The organism is Enterococcus sp. R12, from assembly GCF_058135755.1.
On record NZ_CM176874.1, the window covers coordinates 292,277 to 309,110 of the forward strand.

The 16,834-nt window shown below is 44.6% G+C and carries 15 protein-coding genes; 11 read left to right on the forward strand and 4 right to left on the reverse strand.

The window, feature by feature from the left end; genetic code table 11:
• The first annotated feature begins 9 nt into the window (after nucleotides 1-9).
• The 3 genes from smc to ftsY are packed head-to-tail and all read left to right on the forward strand — an operon-like array spanning nucleotide 10 to nucleotide 5,710.
• Nucleotides 10-3,588 (forward strand): chromosome segregation protein SMC, encoded by a 3,579-nt coding sequence (gene smc / locus ACTW1R_RS01435; RefSeq protein ID WP_270276555.1) that lies wholly within the window; start codon nucleotides 10-12, stop codon nucleotides 3,586-3,588.
• Nucleotides 3,589-3,600: 12 nt separating this feature from the next.
• The gene (locus tag ACTW1R_RS01440) at nucleotides 3,601-4,419 is read left to right on the forward strand and encodes a Cof-type HAD-IIB family hydrolase (RefSeq protein WP_271814238.1); all 819 of its coding nucleotides are present in this window, start codon (nucleotides 3,601-3,603) and stop codon (nucleotides 4,417-4,419) included.
• 1 nt (nucleotide 4,420) lies between these two features.
• Nucleotides 4,421-5,710 (forward strand): signal recognition particle-docking protein FtsY, encoded by a 1,290-nt coding sequence (gene ftsY, locus ACTW1R_RS01445; protein WP_271814239.1) that lies wholly within the window; start codon nucleotides 4,421-4,423, stop codon nucleotides 5,708-5,710.
• A gap of 281 nt (nucleotides 5,711-5,991) precedes the next feature.
• Here ftsY and ACTW1R_RS01450 read toward each other — a convergent pair whose 3' ends face one another.
• Nucleotides 5,992-6,360: a BlaI/MecI/CopY family transcriptional regulator gene (locus ACTW1R_RS01450; RefSeq protein ID WP_005227140.1), complete on the reverse strand. Its 369-nt coding sequence runs from the start codon at nucleotides 6,358-6,360 to the stop codon at nucleotides 5,992-5,994.
• A 246-nt stretch (nucleotides 6,361-6,606) separates the two neighbouring features.
• Between ACTW1R_RS01450 and gshAB the strand changes: the two genes are divergently transcribed.
• Together gshAB and ACTW1R_RS01460 are read left to right on the forward strand one after the other, a co-directional pair.
• Nucleotides 6,607-8,871: a bifunctional glutamate--cysteine ligase GshA/glutathione synthetase GshB gene (gene gshAB / locus ACTW1R_RS01455; protein WP_271814241.1), complete on the forward strand. Its 2,265-nt coding sequence runs from the start codon at nucleotides 6,607-6,609 to the stop codon at nucleotides 8,869-8,871.
• 903 nt (nucleotides 8,872-9,774) lie between these two features.
• Complete coding sequence (locus ACTW1R_RS01460) at nucleotides 9,775-11,421, forward strand: LysM peptidoglycan-binding domain-containing protein (protein ID WP_271814702.1); 1,647 nt, start codon at nucleotides 9,775-9,777, stop codon at nucleotides 11,419-11,421.
• 220 nt (nucleotides 11,422-11,641) lie between these two features.
• On the opposite strand, the gene ACTW1R_RS01465 is transcribed toward ACTW1R_RS01460, so the two are convergent.
• Complete coding sequence (locus tag ACTW1R_RS01465; protein WP_010748629.1) at nucleotides 11,642-12,061, reverse strand: hypothetical protein; 420 nt, start codon at nucleotides 12,059-12,061, stop codon at nucleotides 11,642-11,644.
• A 14-nt stretch (nucleotides 12,062-12,075) separates the two neighbouring features.
• Nucleotides 12,076-12,528 carry a YueI family protein gene (locus ACTW1R_RS01470; protein WP_010748630.1) on the reverse strand — a complete coding sequence of 151 codons (453 nt, stop codon included), beginning with the start codon at nucleotides 12,526-12,528 and terminating at the stop codon, nucleotides 12,076-12,078.
• Nucleotides 12,529-12,635: 107 nt separating this feature from the next.
• On the opposite strand from ACTW1R_RS01470, the gene ACTW1R_RS01475 reads away from it, so the two are divergent.
• The 6 genes from ACTW1R_RS01475 to ACTW1R_RS01500 all read left to right on the forward strand — a co-directional run bounded on the left by ACTW1R_RS01475 (nucleotide 12,636) and on the right by ACTW1R_RS01500 (nucleotide 16,143).
• Nucleotides 12,636-13,205, forward strand: coding sequence for a GNAT family N-acetyltransferase (locus ACTW1R_RS01475; RefSeq protein WP_005227144.1), 570 nt, complete (start codon nucleotides 12,636-12,638; stop codon nucleotides 13,203-13,205).
• A gap of 15 nt (nucleotides 13,206-13,220) precedes the next feature.
• Complete coding sequence (locus tag ACTW1R_RS01480) at nucleotides 13,221-13,598, forward strand: iron-sulfur cluster biosynthesis family protein (protein ID WP_271814700.1); 378 nt, start codon at nucleotides 13,221-13,223, stop codon at nucleotides 13,596-13,598.
• Between the two features lies 1 nt (nucleotide 13,599).
• Nucleotides 13,600-14,493: a metallophosphoesterase gene (locus tag ACTW1R_RS01485; protein ID WP_005227146.1), complete on the forward strand. Its 894-nt coding sequence runs from the start codon at nucleotides 13,600-13,602 to the stop codon at nucleotides 14,491-14,493.
• An 85-nt stretch (nucleotides 14,494-14,578) separates the two neighbouring features.
• Nucleotides 14,579-14,800, forward strand: a complete 222-nt coding sequence (locus tag ACTW1R_RS01490) for a DUF2829 domain-containing protein (protein ID WP_005227147.1) — start codon at nucleotides 14,579-14,581, stop codon at nucleotides 14,798-14,800.
• Nucleotides 14,797-15,546 carry a 3-oxoacyl-ACP reductase gene (locus ACTW1R_RS01495; RefSeq protein WP_489927378.1) on the forward strand — a complete coding sequence of 250 codons (750 nt, stop codon included), beginning with the start codon at nucleotides 14,797-14,799 and terminating at the stop codon, nucleotides 15,544-15,546. The genes ACTW1R_RS01490 and ACTW1R_RS01495 overlap by 4 nt, the downstream gene beginning before the upstream one ends.
• A gap of 30 nt (nucleotides 15,547-15,576) precedes the next feature.
• Complete coding sequence (locus ACTW1R_RS01500; RefSeq protein WP_271814696.1) at nucleotides 15,577-16,143, forward strand: nucleotidyltransferase family protein; 567 nt, start codon at nucleotides 15,577-15,579, stop codon at nucleotides 16,141-16,143.
• Between the two features lie 90 nt (nucleotides 16,144-16,233).
• Here ACTW1R_RS01500 and ACTW1R_RS01505 read toward each other — a convergent pair whose 3' ends face one another.
• The gene (locus ACTW1R_RS01505; RefSeq protein ID WP_005227150.1) at nucleotides 16,234-16,773 is read right to left on the reverse strand and encodes a biotin transporter BioY; all 540 of its coding nucleotides are present in this window, start codon (nucleotides 16,771-16,773) and stop codon (nucleotides 16,234-16,236) included.
• Nucleotides 16,774-16,834 lie beyond the last annotated feature (61 nt).

Genomic DNA, 16,834 nt, shown 5'->3' on the forward strand with positions numbered 1-16,834 from the left:
ACTGGCGGAGTGTATTTAAAACGAATAGAGATTGCCGGCTTTAAATCCTTTGCCGACCGCACAGTCATTGATTTCGAACATCGAGTGACTGCAGTCGTCGGACCAAATGGCAGTGGCAAGAGCAATATTACCGAAGCGATTCGTTGGGTTTTAGGAGAACAATCTGCCAAAAATCTACGTGGTGGCAAAATGCCTGATGTTATTTTTGCAGGTTCTGACACCCGCAGAGCGCTAAATATAGCGGAAGTGACGATCGTTTTAGACAATAGCGATCATTACTTGCCGATGGATTACAGTGAGATCAGCGTGACTCGCCGCTTGAGAAGAACCGGCGAAAGCGACTTTTTCTTAAATAAACAAGCTTGCCGTTTAAAGGATATCCAAGAGTTGTTTATGGACTCTGGGTTGGGGAAAGAATCATTTTCGATCATTTCCCAAGGCAAGGTAGAAGCAATTTTCAGCAGCAAACCAGAAGACCGTCGTGGGATTTTTGAAGAAGCGGCGGGGGTATTGAAATACAAACAGCGGAAAAAGAAAGCCGAGCAAAAATTGTTTGAAACTGAAGACAATTTAAGCCGTCTACAAGATATCATTTATGAACTAGAAGATCAGTTGGTGCCTCTGGCAGCCCAAAGTGAAGCAGCCAACCGCTTTTTAGCGTTAAAAGAAAAATTGACGACGGTCGATGTGGCGTATGCGGTCTTAGAGATCACGAAAGCAAAAGAAGCGTGGGAGACAGCCAAAGCTCAACTGAGTACCTTTAACCAAGAACTGGCGCAGATTTCCGAAAAGATCAACCAAGGGGAACTGTCGCTACATTCTTTGCGGCAACAACGTACTGCTTTTGATGAAACGTTGGAGCGTTTGAATCAGCAGCTTTTAGAGGTCACCGAAGGACTGAAGCAAGCCGAAGGGCAAAAAGAAGTCTTGGATGAACGTTCAAAGCATACGCAAAAAAGCTCTGCCGAATACCAAGAAACTTTAGAGGAAGTCACAGAGCGGGTCACACTTTTAAATGAAGAAAAAACGGAACTGATCGGCTTGCTTTCACAAAAGAATCGTAGTGTGCAGGAAGTTGAAGCAGCGATGCTGGCGTGTCAGCAAGAGCAGGAAAAGTACCAACGTTCAGCAAAAGAAATCATTGAAGAATTGCGCAGCCAATATGTCGAAGCCATGCAGGAGCAGGCAACGATCGGAAACGAATTGAAATACTTGGAGCGGCAATACCAACAAGAAGCCGCGAAAAATCAAACGGCGCTAAGCAAGCAGACGCAAATGAATACGTCGTTGAAAGAAAAGACGACGGAAGCGCAAATCGTGGAAGAGCAGCTGACGCAGGCTAAAGCGATTTTAGAAGAACAACGCAAGCAATACATCCATCTTCAAGAAAAAGCTCAGACCAACAAAAAACGCTTTGATGAAGAACAAAAGAAAATGTATCAGTTAATGAGTCAAGTGCAGCAGGTACGAGCGAAACAGCGCAGTCTGCAAGACATTCAAGAAAATTATAGCGGCTTTTATCAAGGCGTTCGCTTGATTTTGAAAAACAAACAGCAGATCAGCGGTATCGTTGGCGCAGTAGCGGAGTTGATCGATGTGCCGCAAGACTATACCGTGGCGATCGAGACCGCATTAGGCGCCGCTGCACAGCATGTCGTCGTTGAAAATGAGCGGGATGCGCGAGCAGCCATCACGTATTTGAAAGAAAATCGCGGGGGTCGTGCAACCTTCCTACCGCTGACGACCATCAAAGCCCGTCATTTGCCAGATTATGCCCGCAATCAAGCCAAGCAAGTGTCTGGATTTATCGGCGTTGCCAGCGAATTGGTCCAGTCGCCCGAACACGTCCAAACCATTACGGATAACTTGTTAGGCAGTATCTTGATTGCCGAAGACTTGCAAAGTGCCAATGCGTTAGCACGGGCATTGAACTATAGCTATCGGGTCGTTTCCTTAGAAGGGGATGTCATGAATGCTGGCGGTTCCATGACGGGTGGCGCAACGAAGAAAAATGCCGGTAGTTTGTTTAGCCAAAGCAACGAGCTGCAACAATTGACAGCACAAGCGGCGCAACTGGATGAGCGGCTTTTAAAAACGGAAAAGCAAGTCCAGCATTTTGAAGCAGCGACTAAAGAAGCACAAGCAGCACTAGAAGAATTGCGGGCGCAAGGAGAACAGGCTCGCATGACGGAGCATGAGCTGCAAAGCCGCTTACAAAATCTTGAGAATGACCTGAGCCGCTTGAAGCAAGAGCAGCAAGTGTTTGATTTTGAACATCGCGAAGTGCAAGCCTTCTTTGAGGAATATGATGAGAAGAAGACGAGCTTGGAAGAACAGCAAAAGAATATTGCGGCGCAATTGGCGAAAATCGACCAAGATATTCATCAAATGAATGCCGAAGAAGACTTGATCGAGGAAAAACGCCAAACCTTAGCACAAGAAAGTGCGCGCTTGCAGGCAGCTTTCGCAGTTCAAAAAGAACAAGTGGCGCATTTGCAGCAAAAAATTGCCGCTACGAATCAAGCATTAGAAGAAAACGAAGCGCGTCAACTCTCCTTAGAACGGCAGTTAGCTGCCTTGACAAGCAACGTCAGCGATCATGAGTTTTCAGAAGAAAGCATTCTTCAGCGAATTGAAGCCTTCACAAAAACCAAGCAGCAGGTAACAGCGGAATTGACGGTGATTCGTGAACAACGTCAAGTCGTTCAACAAGAAATCGGCGCATTAGACGAAGCCCTGAGTGCTGAAAACTTAACGCAAAAAGAAAAGCTGTCAGAAAAAACCGAAGTTGAGATCGAAAAAAATCGCGCAGAATTGGTGATGGATAATCGTTTGTTGTATTTACAAGAAGAATACAATCTCACCTTTGAAAAGGCAGCGCAAGATTTCCCTGAAATTGAGGATGCAGAACAAGCCAAAGTCGACATTCAGGAACTAAAACAAGCGATCGAGCAAATTGGTCCAGTCAATTTAAATGCGATCGAACAATATGAACAAGTCAATCAACGGCATTTGTTCTTGACGAGTCAGCGAGACGATCTGCTGTCGGCTAAAGCACAGCTGTTTGATACGATGTCTGAAATGGATGAAGAAGTCAAAACCCGTTTCGGCGAAGTCTTCGATGCGATTCGTCTGCAATTCAAACAAGTATTTCCTAATATGTTTGGCGGCGGTCATGCGGAATTAGTCTTAACAGATCCGAAAGATTTATTGAACACTGGGATTGAGATCGAAGCCCAACCACCGGGCAAGAAATTGCAAAACCTCAGCTTGCTATCAGGGGGCGAACGGGCGCTGACAGCGATTGCGTTATTGTTTTCCATTATTCAAGTTCGTCCAGTACCGTTTTGTGTGCTTGACGAAGTGGAAGCAGCATTGGATGAAGCCAATGTCTCTCGTTTCGGTCATTACTTGAGTGCTTTCCAAAATGATACACAGTTTATCGTCGTAACTCACCGCAAAGGAACGATGGAGGCAGCAGACGTGTTGTATGGTGTGACCATGCAAGAATCTGGAGTGTCGAAGACCGTGTCCGTGCGCTTAGAAGAAGTGCGTGAAGGCGGTAGTTTTGCAGCAGATCAAGCATAGAGGAGGAATGATATGATTAAACTGATTGCGATCGATTTAGACGGAACGTTATTGAATGACAAAAAAGAAGTGACTCCTCGCAACAAAGAGGTACTTGCTCGTGCCAAAGCACAAGGCGTAAAAATCGTCATTTGTACGGGACGTCCATTACGGGCGATCCGTCCCTATTTAGAAGAATTATCGCTGAAAGAACCCGGCGACTATAGCATCACCTTTAACGGCGGTTTGGTTCAAAAAAATGAGACTGGCGAGATCATTGAAAAAGCAGCGATGCAGCTGGCAGATATCCATGAATTGGTTTCAGTAGTGGAAGACTTGAATTTGCCTCTAGACGTGGTATCCGAAGAGATCGTCTTGAGTTTACCCACTTCAGCAGCGCATCCATCGATTTATGGCTCGTTAAATCCTTTATTGGATTGTCGTCCTTTTGCCGTAGCTGATCTTGATGAATCGATGCTCTATAATAAAGCGGTGATCGCCTACCATCAGGAAGTCTTGGATCCTAAGATCCCTGAGATTTCCTCAGAGATCCGCGAGAAATATGAAATCATCAAAAGCCGGAATAACCTGTTGGAATTTATGCCTAAAGGAATCACCAAAGCTTATGGTATCAGCCTATTGGCGCAAGATTTAGGGATCAAGCAAGAAGAAGTGATGGCGATCGGTGATGAAGAAAATGACTTGCCGATGATTCGCTATGCAGGGATTGGCGTAGCGATGGCCAATGCCGTGCCAATCATTAAAGAGGCGGCTGACGTTGTCACCGTTTCAAACCAAGAAGACGGTGTGGCAGCAGTGATTGAAGAATATGTCTTAAAAGGAGGTGCGTAAGATGGGATTTTTTGACAAAATCAAAAAAGCGCTGATTGGAGAAACCAAAGAAGCAGAGCAAGAAACCGACAAACCGTTAGTCGATGCTGACTCACCAGAGGCACAGCGTTCAGAAGAAAGCCAGCCAGCACAAACTCCTGCTGAACAAGGCGCTTCAGAACCAGTGGCACCTGCAGAAACCGCCGACTCCAGTGATTTGGAGGCAGAGCAAGAAACTGCTGAAGTGTCCCTGCAGCAAGAAGCAACGACAGCGAATAAAGAAGAAGCACCAAGTATTCCAAAAGGAGTGGCTAAGGATATACCATCAGAGGAAGTACCAGCTTCTGAACCAATCCTTCAACCAGCGCCAGAAACGGAAAGCGTGCAGGATAAATACACCAAAGGATTGACGAAATCACGGAAAACCTTTGGGCAACGGATGAACGAATTGTTTGCCAACTTCCGTACGGTGGACGAAGACTTCTTCGAAGAAGTGGAAGAAACGCTGATCGGCGCAGACGTCGGCTTTGATGCGGCGATGAAAATCGCGGATGCATTGAGGCAAGAAGTCAAACTACGTAATGTGAAGAAAACGGCAGATGTCCAAAATGTCATCATCGAAAAATTGGTTGACCTATATGGGGAAGCGGGTGTCGGTGAAGTCAACGAGTTGAATATGCAGTCAGGGCTGACCGTCATTTTATTTGTTGGCGTGAACGGTGTTGGAAAAACCACCAGTATCGGGAAATTAGCCCACCAATTCAAAGCCGAAGGCAAGAAAGTCTTATTGGCTGCAGCGGATACTTTCCGTGCCGGTGCCATCGATCAATTAGTGGTCTGGGGTGAACGGGCTGGTGTTGAAGTCGTTCGTGGCAATGCAGGAGGCGATCCAGCAGCAGTCGTGTTTGATGCGATGGAGCGCGCAAAACGAGAAAATGCTGACGTTTTATTAGTAGATACAGCGGGTCGTTTGCAAAACAAAGTCAATTTGATGAACGAACTAGAAAAAATCAAACGGATCATTCAACGAGTGGACCCAACGGCCCCTCATGAAGTCCTGCTCGTGTTGGATGCAACAACAGGTCAAAACGCGATGAATCAAGCAAAACAATTTAAAGAAACGACGGATGTTTCTGGCCTCGTCTTAACCAAACTTGATGGAACAGCCAAAGGGGGGATCGTCTTGGCGATCCGTAACGAGCTGCGGCTGCCCGTCAAATTAGTGGGACTCGGAGAAGGCATCAATGATTTAGAACCATTTGATCCAAATGAATTTGTCGTTGGCTTATTCAAAGGCTTGATCAAAGAATAAAAAAACAGAGCCCTGTGTTAGGTGATACACCTACACATGGCTCTCCTTTATTGTTGCTTTTGTGAGATCAAAGGGAAGAGAAAACGGGTCGTCGTCTCTTTCCACGAGCTTGACTTGTGACGTAAAGCTGAGAACACTTGGCGTGGCAAATGTGGGTACAGCGATGCACGACTTTGCCAAAAACCAGGAAAAGCAGTTTGAAGACTTCGTTTTCTTCTGCACTGTCTAAAAACTTTGGGAAGTATCAGGCAGAATACAACGAGTTCAACGGTAGGGAAAGATTATTTCTTAAGTTCCCCTTGGCGCTCAGTGATCATTTTTTCCAAGTTGTTCAATGTATCGATATCTTTATTGGTTTCGATAAAGTTCGTAATCAAATTCAATAAAGATTGATCAGACAATTCTGCTGCTAAGAAGTCTTCTTGGGTCACATTCGGAGAATACAACCGAGTCAAAACAGTACCGCTGTAGCCGATATCCGCTACTTTCAATAAGTCGTGGTTTTTTAGTTTACGTACGACTGCTTGAATGGTATTCTTGCTTAGATCTTGCTGTTGGACAGCAATGTCATTTGCAGAAAGAGGTTTGTCTGAATTCCAAAAGATATTCATGATTTGACGTTCGCGTTTGGTAAGATTAAGTGGCTTCATTCACTATTCTTCCTTTCAAAAAAGAGTAATATGGACATAATAATTTACTGTTCTATAAGCAGTATACTTTATTTTGAAGGTAAATATCAAATTTATTCAAGTATTTTATAAATTCTTGGTAATTTTAGTAAGAGATATTACAAGTGAGGAGCAAATTTCTGCATTTTTCACCAGTTTTCACTATAATAGATGGAAAGAAATAGCATTTGAGAAAAAAATTAGTAGAAGAACATAGAGGGCAGTCGAATGAAAATAAAAACATTGTTATCACATAAAGAGCTTTTTCCCTATTTATTGAAAGGACGCTACGGGATTGAGCGTGAAGCGCAGCGGGTGCGGCTCGATGGGACGTTTGCAGGTACCGATCATCCTAAAACGTTAGGCAATCGGCGCTTCCATCCGTATATCCAAACGGATTTTTCCGAAAACCAACTGGAACTGATTACGCCCGTCGCTGATTCCGTGGATGAATTGTTCCGTTTTTTAGGGGCTATTCATGATGTAGCGTATCGTTCGATGTCAGCAGAAGAAATGCTCTGGCCATTGAGTATGCCACCGGCTTTACCAGAAAAAGAAGAAGACATCGTCATTGCTAAATTAGACCAATTTGAAGATGTGCTCTACCGCCGCTATTTAGCTAAAACATATGGTCGCCGCAAGCAAATGGTCAGTGGGATTCATTTCAATTTCGAATTTGCGGAAGACTTTTTGCAACAGCTGTATGCTTTGTCTGAAACGAAGGAAAGCTTCCAGACGTTTAAAACGGCACTTTATTTGAAAGTAACTCGCAATTATTTGCACTATCGCTGGTTTTTGACGTATTTCTTTGGGGCGACTCCTGCTTCAGAAGCCAATTATTTTACGACAGAAAACGGACCGCAAGAACCAGTCCGCAGTATTCGCAATAGCCGCTATGGGTACACGAATCACGAAGACGTCAAGGTATCTTACGCTTCGTTAGAGACCTATCTTGCAGATATTGCCAAATTAGTGGAGACGGGAAAGCTTTCAGAAGAAAAAGAATTTTATGCGCCAGTGCGTCTACGTGGGGGAAAACGGGTCGCAGATTTAGCCTCAGCGGGTATCCGTTATATTGAGTTAAGAAATATTGACATCGATCCCTTTGCCCGCTATGGGATTTCCAAAGAGCAAGTCGCATTCTTGCATTTCTTCTTATTGTTTTTAAGTACAAAAGAAGAAGGCAGCGATGCGGATGCGTGGATCGAAGAGGGCAATCAGAAAAATGATCAGGTCGCATTAGAACATCCGCTTGCACCTTTGACTTATCAGCAAGAAGCGCAAGCGCTGATTACTGAAATGATGGACTTTGCCCAAGCCCTTGAGCTGCCGCATCCACCATTTTTGGATCTGCTTTCAGAAATGCTGGCTGAACCAGAAAGAACCTTCGCGGGACGTCTTTTCTCAGCAAGTCAAGCAACCAGTCAAGCCCAGACAGCAACAGTGCTGGGACAAAAGTATCATCAAGCTGCTTGGGAAAAACCATATCAATTAGCTGGCTTTCGAGCAATGGAATTGTCGACCCAGATCCTCTTGTTCGATGCGATCCAAAAAGGAATCGAAGTGTCGGTACTGGATGAAACGGATCAATTCTTGAAATTAGCCGTGAAAGACCACATCGAATATGTTAAAAATGCCAATATGACCAGTAAGGATCAGTACATCGTCCCATTGATCATGGCGAATAAAACGGTCACTAAAAAAATCTTAGCCGAAAATGGCTTTCATGTACCAAGTGGCGCTGAGTTCGCTTCGGCAGAAGAAGCGATCGCGTTTTATCCTCAGATTGCCCACAGCGGGTTTGTGGTAAAACCGAAAACCACCAACTATGGGATCGGTATCTCGATTTTCAAAGAAGGTGCCTCTTTAGCGGATTATCAAGCGGCGGTCGCCATTGCCTTTGCGGAAGATGATTCGATCCTCGTTGAGACTTTTTTGTCAGGGACGGAATATCGGTTCTTCGTGATCGATGGGCGAGTCGATGCGATTTTACTACGTATCCCTGCCAATGTCGTGGGTGACGGCAAGCGCACGATCACGGAACTCGTCGCAGAGAAAAATCTCGATCCATTGCGCGGCACCCATCATCGGACCCCATTAGAGCTGATCCAATTAGGGGAACTGGAACAACTGATGTTAAAAGAGCAAGGGTATCAAGTGGATTCAGTACCCGAAGAGGGGCAGATCGTTTATTTGCGAGAAAACTCGAATATCAGTACTGGCGGTGATTCTATCGATGTGACGGATGACTTCAACGATGATTACAAACAAGTAGCAGTCGATGCGGTAGCCGCATTACAAGCATCTATCAGCGGAATCGATCTGATTATTCCAGATAAAACCAAGCCAGCCAATGAACCGGGGGCTTATGGAATCATTGAAGCCAATTTCAACCCAGCGATGCATATGCACGTTTATCCATACAGCGGGAAAGGCCGACGCTTAACTATGTCTGTTTTACGCCTGTTGTTCCCTGAAGTCTTCGAGAGCTGATGGAAGTACAAAAAGCAAAGAACTGCACACTTTGGAAGGAGAGTTCCTTTCAAAGTGTGCAGTTTTTTTTATATCGTTGTTTGATTCCTGATCTGACAGTTAGCACAATAGTTAATTCCCTCTTTTTTTGTCTTTATTTATCAAAAAATATTTATTTTAATATGAATACTGGAAAAATAATTGTATTTTTGGTAATCTAAAGAGAGGAAGTTCTAGTTTTTTTATACACGATTAAATAACTATCGTTTTTTGAAGAGTCGCTAAATTAGGTCAACATGTATAAAAAGATATGAACATAGATATTGTCTTTCAACTATGCTTTTACATATAACAAAATGGTTGGCATCAAAAAAGCGGCAAAGGCAGACGGGTTCTCTTAACTTTGTTATTGACAAAAGAAGCGCAAAGATTGTTTTCAATTGAATCAAAAATGAAAGTTCATCATCGGAAACGGAGTTGAATCGATACTCAATGTTCAAGTTATTTGGAAGTAAGGCAGGTATTATAGCCGAAACTGATTGTGGTTCGATGGGTGACTCCTAAACATAGGCGCATTGCTTTAAGAATTTGTGGAACGGTCCTTTGGCAGCATCTTATAGGTACACAAAGGATATGGATGATTTTTTCCGATCCCTGCGAATGTTTGACAGTGCTTTGTCGGTTCTTCATTCAGTGTGCAGGCTTTTTTCGTAGGCTTAAATCAATGGTTTTAGTGCTTCTAACCGAGGAATCACTTTTTCTTTAGCCGCTCTTTTCTGTCTTTCAACGGGCTATGATTCACAAGAGCCCTTCTGCGTAGATAAGTATACTAAATTTATTATACAGATCCATCCTGAAATTTTAATCAGGTTATGGTGTGTAATAAGTTGAATATAATAGCATTACAAAAAAGGAGAGTACGGAATGAAAAAATTTAATGGTAAGATTGTTAAAACGTTGGCATTACTAGCAACAATTTTTACGGCTGGTGCGTTATCAAATCAAGTTTCGGCATCAGAAGAAACAGCATCCCCTATTTCTGCAAGCGTATGGGTTGCCAGAACACCCGAACAAATCAAAGCTGATATTACTGGGAATGAATATACGATTGTTTGGGGTGATACACTTAGCGCCATCAGTAAAGCGACAAATATTACGATCGAACGTCTAGCACAATGGAATAATATTTACAATATTGACTTGATTTATGCTGGCAACAAATTAGTGTTCGATGGAAATGTGGTTTCTCTAAAGGATGCAGAGGGGAATGCGATTAGTCAAGCAGTGATTCAAGATACTGACAAAATTGATCCGACCAAACCAATTGGGGGAGGAAGCAATACAAATCCTGGAAACAGTAATAATGGATCAAATGTCTCTACAAAACCGACACCTCCAGCAACAGATAACGGATCAGGAGACGGATCCACAAAACCAACGCCGCCTGCAACAGATAATGGATCAGGAGATGGCTCCACAAAGCCAACACCACCAGCAACGGATAATGGTTCAGGTGGAGATAATGGTTCCACTAATCCACCAGCTGATCGAGAGTTTGAAGTGACAGTCGTTGCAGAAAATGAAGAAATTACACGCCTCCGTGTCGGACCATTCTTAACTACCGATGAAGTGGCGGCATGGCTGCTTGAAAACTATGTTGGCTTAGTTTCAGACCTACAAATCTATCTAGAAGGAAACTATATCTATATTGAGTTCAATATTCCGACACCTGATAATGGAGGCGCGACTGACCGTGAAATTGTAGTTGAAGTTGTCTATGAGAATTCATATTATACTCGTCTACGTGTCGGACCATTCCTAAGTAACGAGGAAGCTACTGCTTGGAAGCATGAAAATTATCCAGAAGTAGTTAAGGGGCATGAAGTTCATTTTGTAGGTGATTATATCTATATTGAATTTGGTGTTGGTAATAAAGATAACGGTGGAGCAATTGATCGTGAAATTACGATTACCGTTGTCTATGAAAATTCATATTATACACAACTGCGGGTCGGTCCATTCTTAAACACAACAGAAGCCTCCGCATGGCTGCGTGAGAATTACCCTGATGTAGTCAAGGGCTACGCTGTTTATCCAGAAGGTGATTACATTTACATTGAGTTTGGTACATCAAGCCATGGAACTGGCGGCGATAACGGAACCGACGGCGGTGGTACAGACGTAGACGGCGGCGATAACGGAACCGATGGTGGTGGTACAGATGTAGACGGCGGCGATAATGGAACCGATGGTGGTGGTACAGATGTAGATAGCGGCGATAATGAGACCGACGGTGGCGGTACAGACGTAGACGGTGGCGATAACGGAACCGATGGTGGCGGTACAGATGTAGATGGCGGAGAAGATGGCTCTGGCGATGGCGAAACAGATGTGAATATTCCAGTCAATCTGGGCAATAGCGGCATTTTTGCAGCTACTAGTGCAGAAGCGAGTGCAAGTGCATATTCTTTATGGGCTGAAGGGAAGTTTTTAGAGTTTACACGCTTTGTTATTCGGCCAGCGCTAAATGCAAATGGAGATCCAATTGGTTTTACAGTTGATTTTTACTAAATAAAAAAAGTTAAGTTGATTCTTTGATGTTTCATATAAATTAATAAGAATACAACTTAAAACTAATAAAAACCAGTCAGAAACTGCCTCTGACTGGTTTTTCTTTGAAGAAATCATGAGAAATACGTTAACGTCCTGCTTTATGGTTCGCTTCATTAGCAATCTATTATATCCAGTACTTTCTATCTGCAGGAAGTATCGTGAACCTTTCTTTATCTTCTTATCCTTCAAAAGCAGCGATCTCAATCGTTTGTTTTGTTTCTTCCACCTTGAGACCCGTTCGGGCTTCCCACCATTGTTTCATTTCTTTTTCATACGTGGTAGGAAAACGTTGGATCAAGGTTAATAACGGTACGCCTTGAATCGAGGCGTAGGGAAAGTTTAAAACCAGATTGTACTTCAGTTCCGACAGGAGGCTATAATATTGAAACATCATAAAGTTCATTTCATTCTTATCCTCCAGCAGGAGTACTTTCGGAGCGCGATCCAGCATAAAACCCAAGCTGCGCATCATGAACAATACGCCATCTAGATGGCTGGATTCGATCGTGGGTGCCGTTTTTAACAAATCGATATGCAGATCCAAAGCATCAAGCAGTTCTTTCTTTAATGAAAGGTAGGGCGGTGTTGATTGTTCCATGATAGTTCCTCCTTTTAATGGAAAAGACGTTTCCAAAATGACGTTTTCTCTGGTTGTTCCTGCTCTTTATCCGATGGAGCGGCAGCTGCAGGGAATTTTTTTTCGATATCGATGACGTCTTCATTGACGGCTTCTTTCCCAGCAATCAGCAAGCCGATACTGTCTGGACCGGCATCTTGGGCATCGGAGACGATCCGAAATTCCATCTGTTGCTTGGTCAGTAAAGTGATGTAATCGGTCTGGATCGATTCTGGCAATTTTCCATTAAGCAGCACGAGCGCTCCTTGATAATCTGGTAAGGCGTTCAAGAGCGTTTTCTGGTTGTCCTTCTTCTTCATTTCTGTTACTGTCATACTAAGATAACACCGTTCACGAAACGTGCCTAAATACTTGCGCTGTTCATCTGGGTTGACGCGAGGCGTCCCATACATTCCTGTATCAAGGCGTTTTTCTAATTCGTCTGACATTGAAGTATCCTCCTCAAAGCGTTTACTTATGCTTATTATAGCATATCCAGCAAATAGCAAAAGAGGGGTGCGATCGTGAGAGAGTATTGACAGAAAGTAGGGATCCTATGACAACAAAAGAACGACATTTGCTATTGTTAGCAGAAAATCAACGGTTGGAGACACCGAGGCTGCTCTTGCGTCCTGTTTCCTTGGCAGATGCAGCGGACATGTTTGCCTATGCAAATGATGAAGAAACGACGACCTTCGTCTTTGCTAGACATGGGTCGGTTGAAGAAACAAAACTGCGTATTGCCGAGTATTTTGTTGCTGCACCCTTAGGAAAATTTGCGATCGAAGAAAAAGACTCAGGCAAAATGATCGGGACCATCGATTTGCGGGTAGAATCAGAAAAAGAGATCGCTGAACTCGGTTATACATTAAGTCGCGATTATTGGGGGCAAGGGATCATGCCAGAAGCGGCAATGGCATTGCTGCATTTCGGTTTTGAAACACTCGAATTGATTCGAATTTTTGCTCGACATGATGCCCGAAATCCCAAGTCTGGACGGGTCATGGAGAAAATTGGGATGAAATTGGAAGCAACAATCCCAGCTGCCCGCAAATCGGGTGAAGAAATCATCGATGAAGTCACGCGCGGCATCACCCTGGAGGAATGGAAAAAACGTATCATGTAAAGGAGGGCTCTCGTCATGGAACTGAACATTGAGCCAGCAGCAATTGAAAAAATAACCCCTTATGTGCAGCCAGATGATCGTCTCTATTTGGATTTTGAAGACGGCGTCGGTCCGTTTCCTGCAACGGAGATCACCTGCCGTTTGGACATCCATTTTCGCCTGATCATCGTGCCGCAAAGCTATCCAGAAGAAGGATTGGCGATCTACGACACCCCTTTAACGACACCCTTAGGCACGATTTGGTTGAAGCAAGGGGCTCAGGTGTATTTAGAAGAACAGATTCGGATGCAGGTGGAACCGACCTATCAACGGTTGCAATTGGTGGGAAATAGCGGGATCTTAGCTAACGATGTCCAATTGTTACGGATCGAAAAGCAGACGGCGGGCCGCTGAGATGGGCACGCTGGCGGTTATTAGCGACTTGCACGTCGATATCAACCAATTATTTGATCCCCATCTGCAGCTGATCGCTGATTATTTGCAGCAAAATCAGGTGACCCATCTACATCTGGCAGGAGATGTGGCGAATAAAAAACAACGGCTATTAGACGTGGTCGCATTTTTTCAAAGTCGACAGGTGCCAACGACCTTTCACTGGGGCAATCATGAAATGGTGGACTTGACGGAACAAGAGATCGAGGCTTTCGATGATCCCGCCTTTCTTAATTTTCAGACGTATCGCTTATCAGAAAAAACACTGCTGTTGGGAATCAATGGCTGGTATGACTACCAATATTCTGATCTGACCAGTGAAGCTGAGATCTTGCGGCTGAAAAATTTGTTTTGGTATGACCGCATGATTCAACGAAAGGGATCGGATAAGGGGATCAGCCAAGCCATCAATGAGCGTTTAGCGGAAACATTGGCCCATTTGCCGCAAGACCAAGAAATTCTTCTTTCTACGCATTTTGTGCCCCAAGAAGCGTTTATTGTGCGGCAGACCGGCAAGTACGCCCGCTGGAACCACCTAAATGCGTTTTTGGGGTCGCCTGATTTTGGCGCAGTGATCGATCAGTACGCCAATGTGCGGGCAGTCGTCTTTGGGCATACCCATCGACGCTTTGAGAAAAAAGAACTTGCGGGAACCAGCTACTATTGCCGTCCCTTCGGCTACTATTATGAATGGCAGTTGACCCGACGCTTCGTTTTGGAAAATCACTTAGCAGAAGCATATTCTCCAACGAAAGTTCGGACGCTGCTGCGAAACCATCATGAGACATTTGAGGACTATAAAACGGCGCATCTTGTAGAGGAATTGGCGCAAGCGATCACGCTGCTGCCGTATTAGCGCAGCAAACGAGTCCTGCTTGTTTTCGTGATTGAATTTCCAAGCAATTTAAACCATTAGAAGAAACACACAAAGGAGAAAAATCATGACATTTGAAGAAATCTTACCAGAATTAAAAGCCGGCAAAAAAATCATTCGTGAAGGTTGGGGCGGCTTTGAACTTTATGTGACATTCGTTGAAGGCGAAGTGTACGACAATGCCCCAGTCACCCCTTACTTTTTGATCAAAACAGCGGATGAGGGATTCTCGAGTTTCGCACCGACTGTTTGCGACATTCTTGCGGAAGATTGGAAAATCGTGGAATGACGGCATCGTGGATCGATGACAAAACGATTGTGTTTGTCACAGGGGCTGCTTCAGGCATCGGTAAAGCGCAAGCAGAGGCGTTTCTTGCAGAAGGCGCTCAAGTATTTGGTGTTGACTGCCAATCGTTTCCTGATTCGCTTTTAGCCCAGCCCCGCTTTTTCGGCACATGTTGTGACTTAGCGGTGAAAGAAAATTGTCTTGCAGCGGTCCAAGCTTGTGTGACGCACTTTGGCGGTATCACAGTCTTGTTAAATACAGCAGGAAAACTTGACGGCTATCATACGATTGCTGAGACGACGTCAATGGAGTGGGAGGAGATATTTCAAACCAATGTCTCCAGCATGTTTTATTTAACGAAAGAAATTTTGCCGCTGATGCAAACCAATGGCGGCGGAACGATCATCAATATGGCGTCGATCGCTGGAATGGTCGCAGGTGGTGGCGGGATCGCCTATACAACCGCAAAACACGCGATCGTCGGGTTTACCAAACAGTTGGCATTAGATGTTGCAGATCAAGGGATCTCGGTGAAGGGCATCGCGCCAGGTGCGATTCAAACGCTGATGAATGCGGCTGATTTTGCGGGTGACGGGAAAATGGCGCAATGGGTGGCAGAAGAGACGCCAGTCAAGCGTTGGGCGCAACCAGAAGAAGTTGCAGCGCTGACCCTTTTTCTTGCCAGTCCGCAAGCTAGTTACTTGCAGGGGGCGATCGTGCCCATCGACGGTGGTTGGACCTTGAAATAACTAGCCTGAACCCATTAGAGGAGGACGCCAATGAAGGAACAAGCGATCCAGAACTTGTTTGCAAAAAATCGTGAATGTCGACAACTGCTTACGATCATTGAAGCGTTGCAGCTGTCGGATTGCTGGCTGTGTGCTGGGTACCTGCGGAATTATTTATGGGAGTTTCTCAGTGGGAAAATAGCGGAGGTGCCAATAACCGATATTGATGTCGTGTTTTATGATCCGACTGTAAGCATAGAAGAAACAGCAGCGATCGAAGCGCAACTGCGCCGTTCGTTTCCCGAATTTCCTTGGGAGGTTCGAAACCAAGCGTTGATGTACCAACATAATTTTGCCGAGGAGCCGCCTTATACAAGCACCTTCGATGCTTTAACGAAGTTTCCAGAGCGTTGTACAGCGGTAGCGGCACGAATGAATCAAGGCAAGCTTGAATTGATGGCGCCTTTTGGTTGGCAGGATATTTGCAGTTTTCGGGTGCGTCCAACACCGCATTTTGCCCAAAATGAACAGTATCTTGCGGTTTATCGACAACGCCAAGCGATGAAGCAGTGGCAGAAAATTTGGCCGCAGCTCTCGATTGAAGAGGGGAAGAAATAAAAAAGAACACTCGCGTGATGCGGCGATTTTCAAAAGTTAGACGAAAAAGCTAACTGATGGGAATCGCTGCATATGACGCGAGTGTTTTTATTAACGTAAAGCCAATGGTTGCGCCAAGCGGTTTCTTAAAAAGATGCCTAGATAAGCTGCGGCAACGGCTTTGATGATCCCAGGGATAATAAACAGAACAAAGCCACCGTTAAAGGCAGCCGGCCATGCCATGCCCGTGCTCCACTTCAGCCACAATGTACCAAACAACAAAGTTGCCAGCGCACCGACAATATTGCCGATCACTGCTCCTGTGTAGCGAAACGCTGTTTTTTCTACGATCAATCCAGTAAGCAATCCATTAAAGAGGAAGCCGACTAAATAGCCACCAGTTGGTCCTAACAAAACACCGACACCGCTGGAAAAACCAGCGAAAACGGGCAAACCAATCAATCCTAACAGCAAGTAGATGATGATCGCCATCGTTCCTGTTCGCGTGCCGAGGAAAGTCACCGCCAACCCGATCGCAAAGGTTTGTCCTGTCAATGGGATCAAACCTAATGGAATCGTCAGTTGGGAAAGACCAGCAATAATGATCGCAAATAAAGCGGCATGGATTTGTTCACGTAATGATAATTTCATCGAATCCTTCTCTCTAATAATAATTTCGTTAACCTAAAATTAATTTATTTGGTTAACGAAA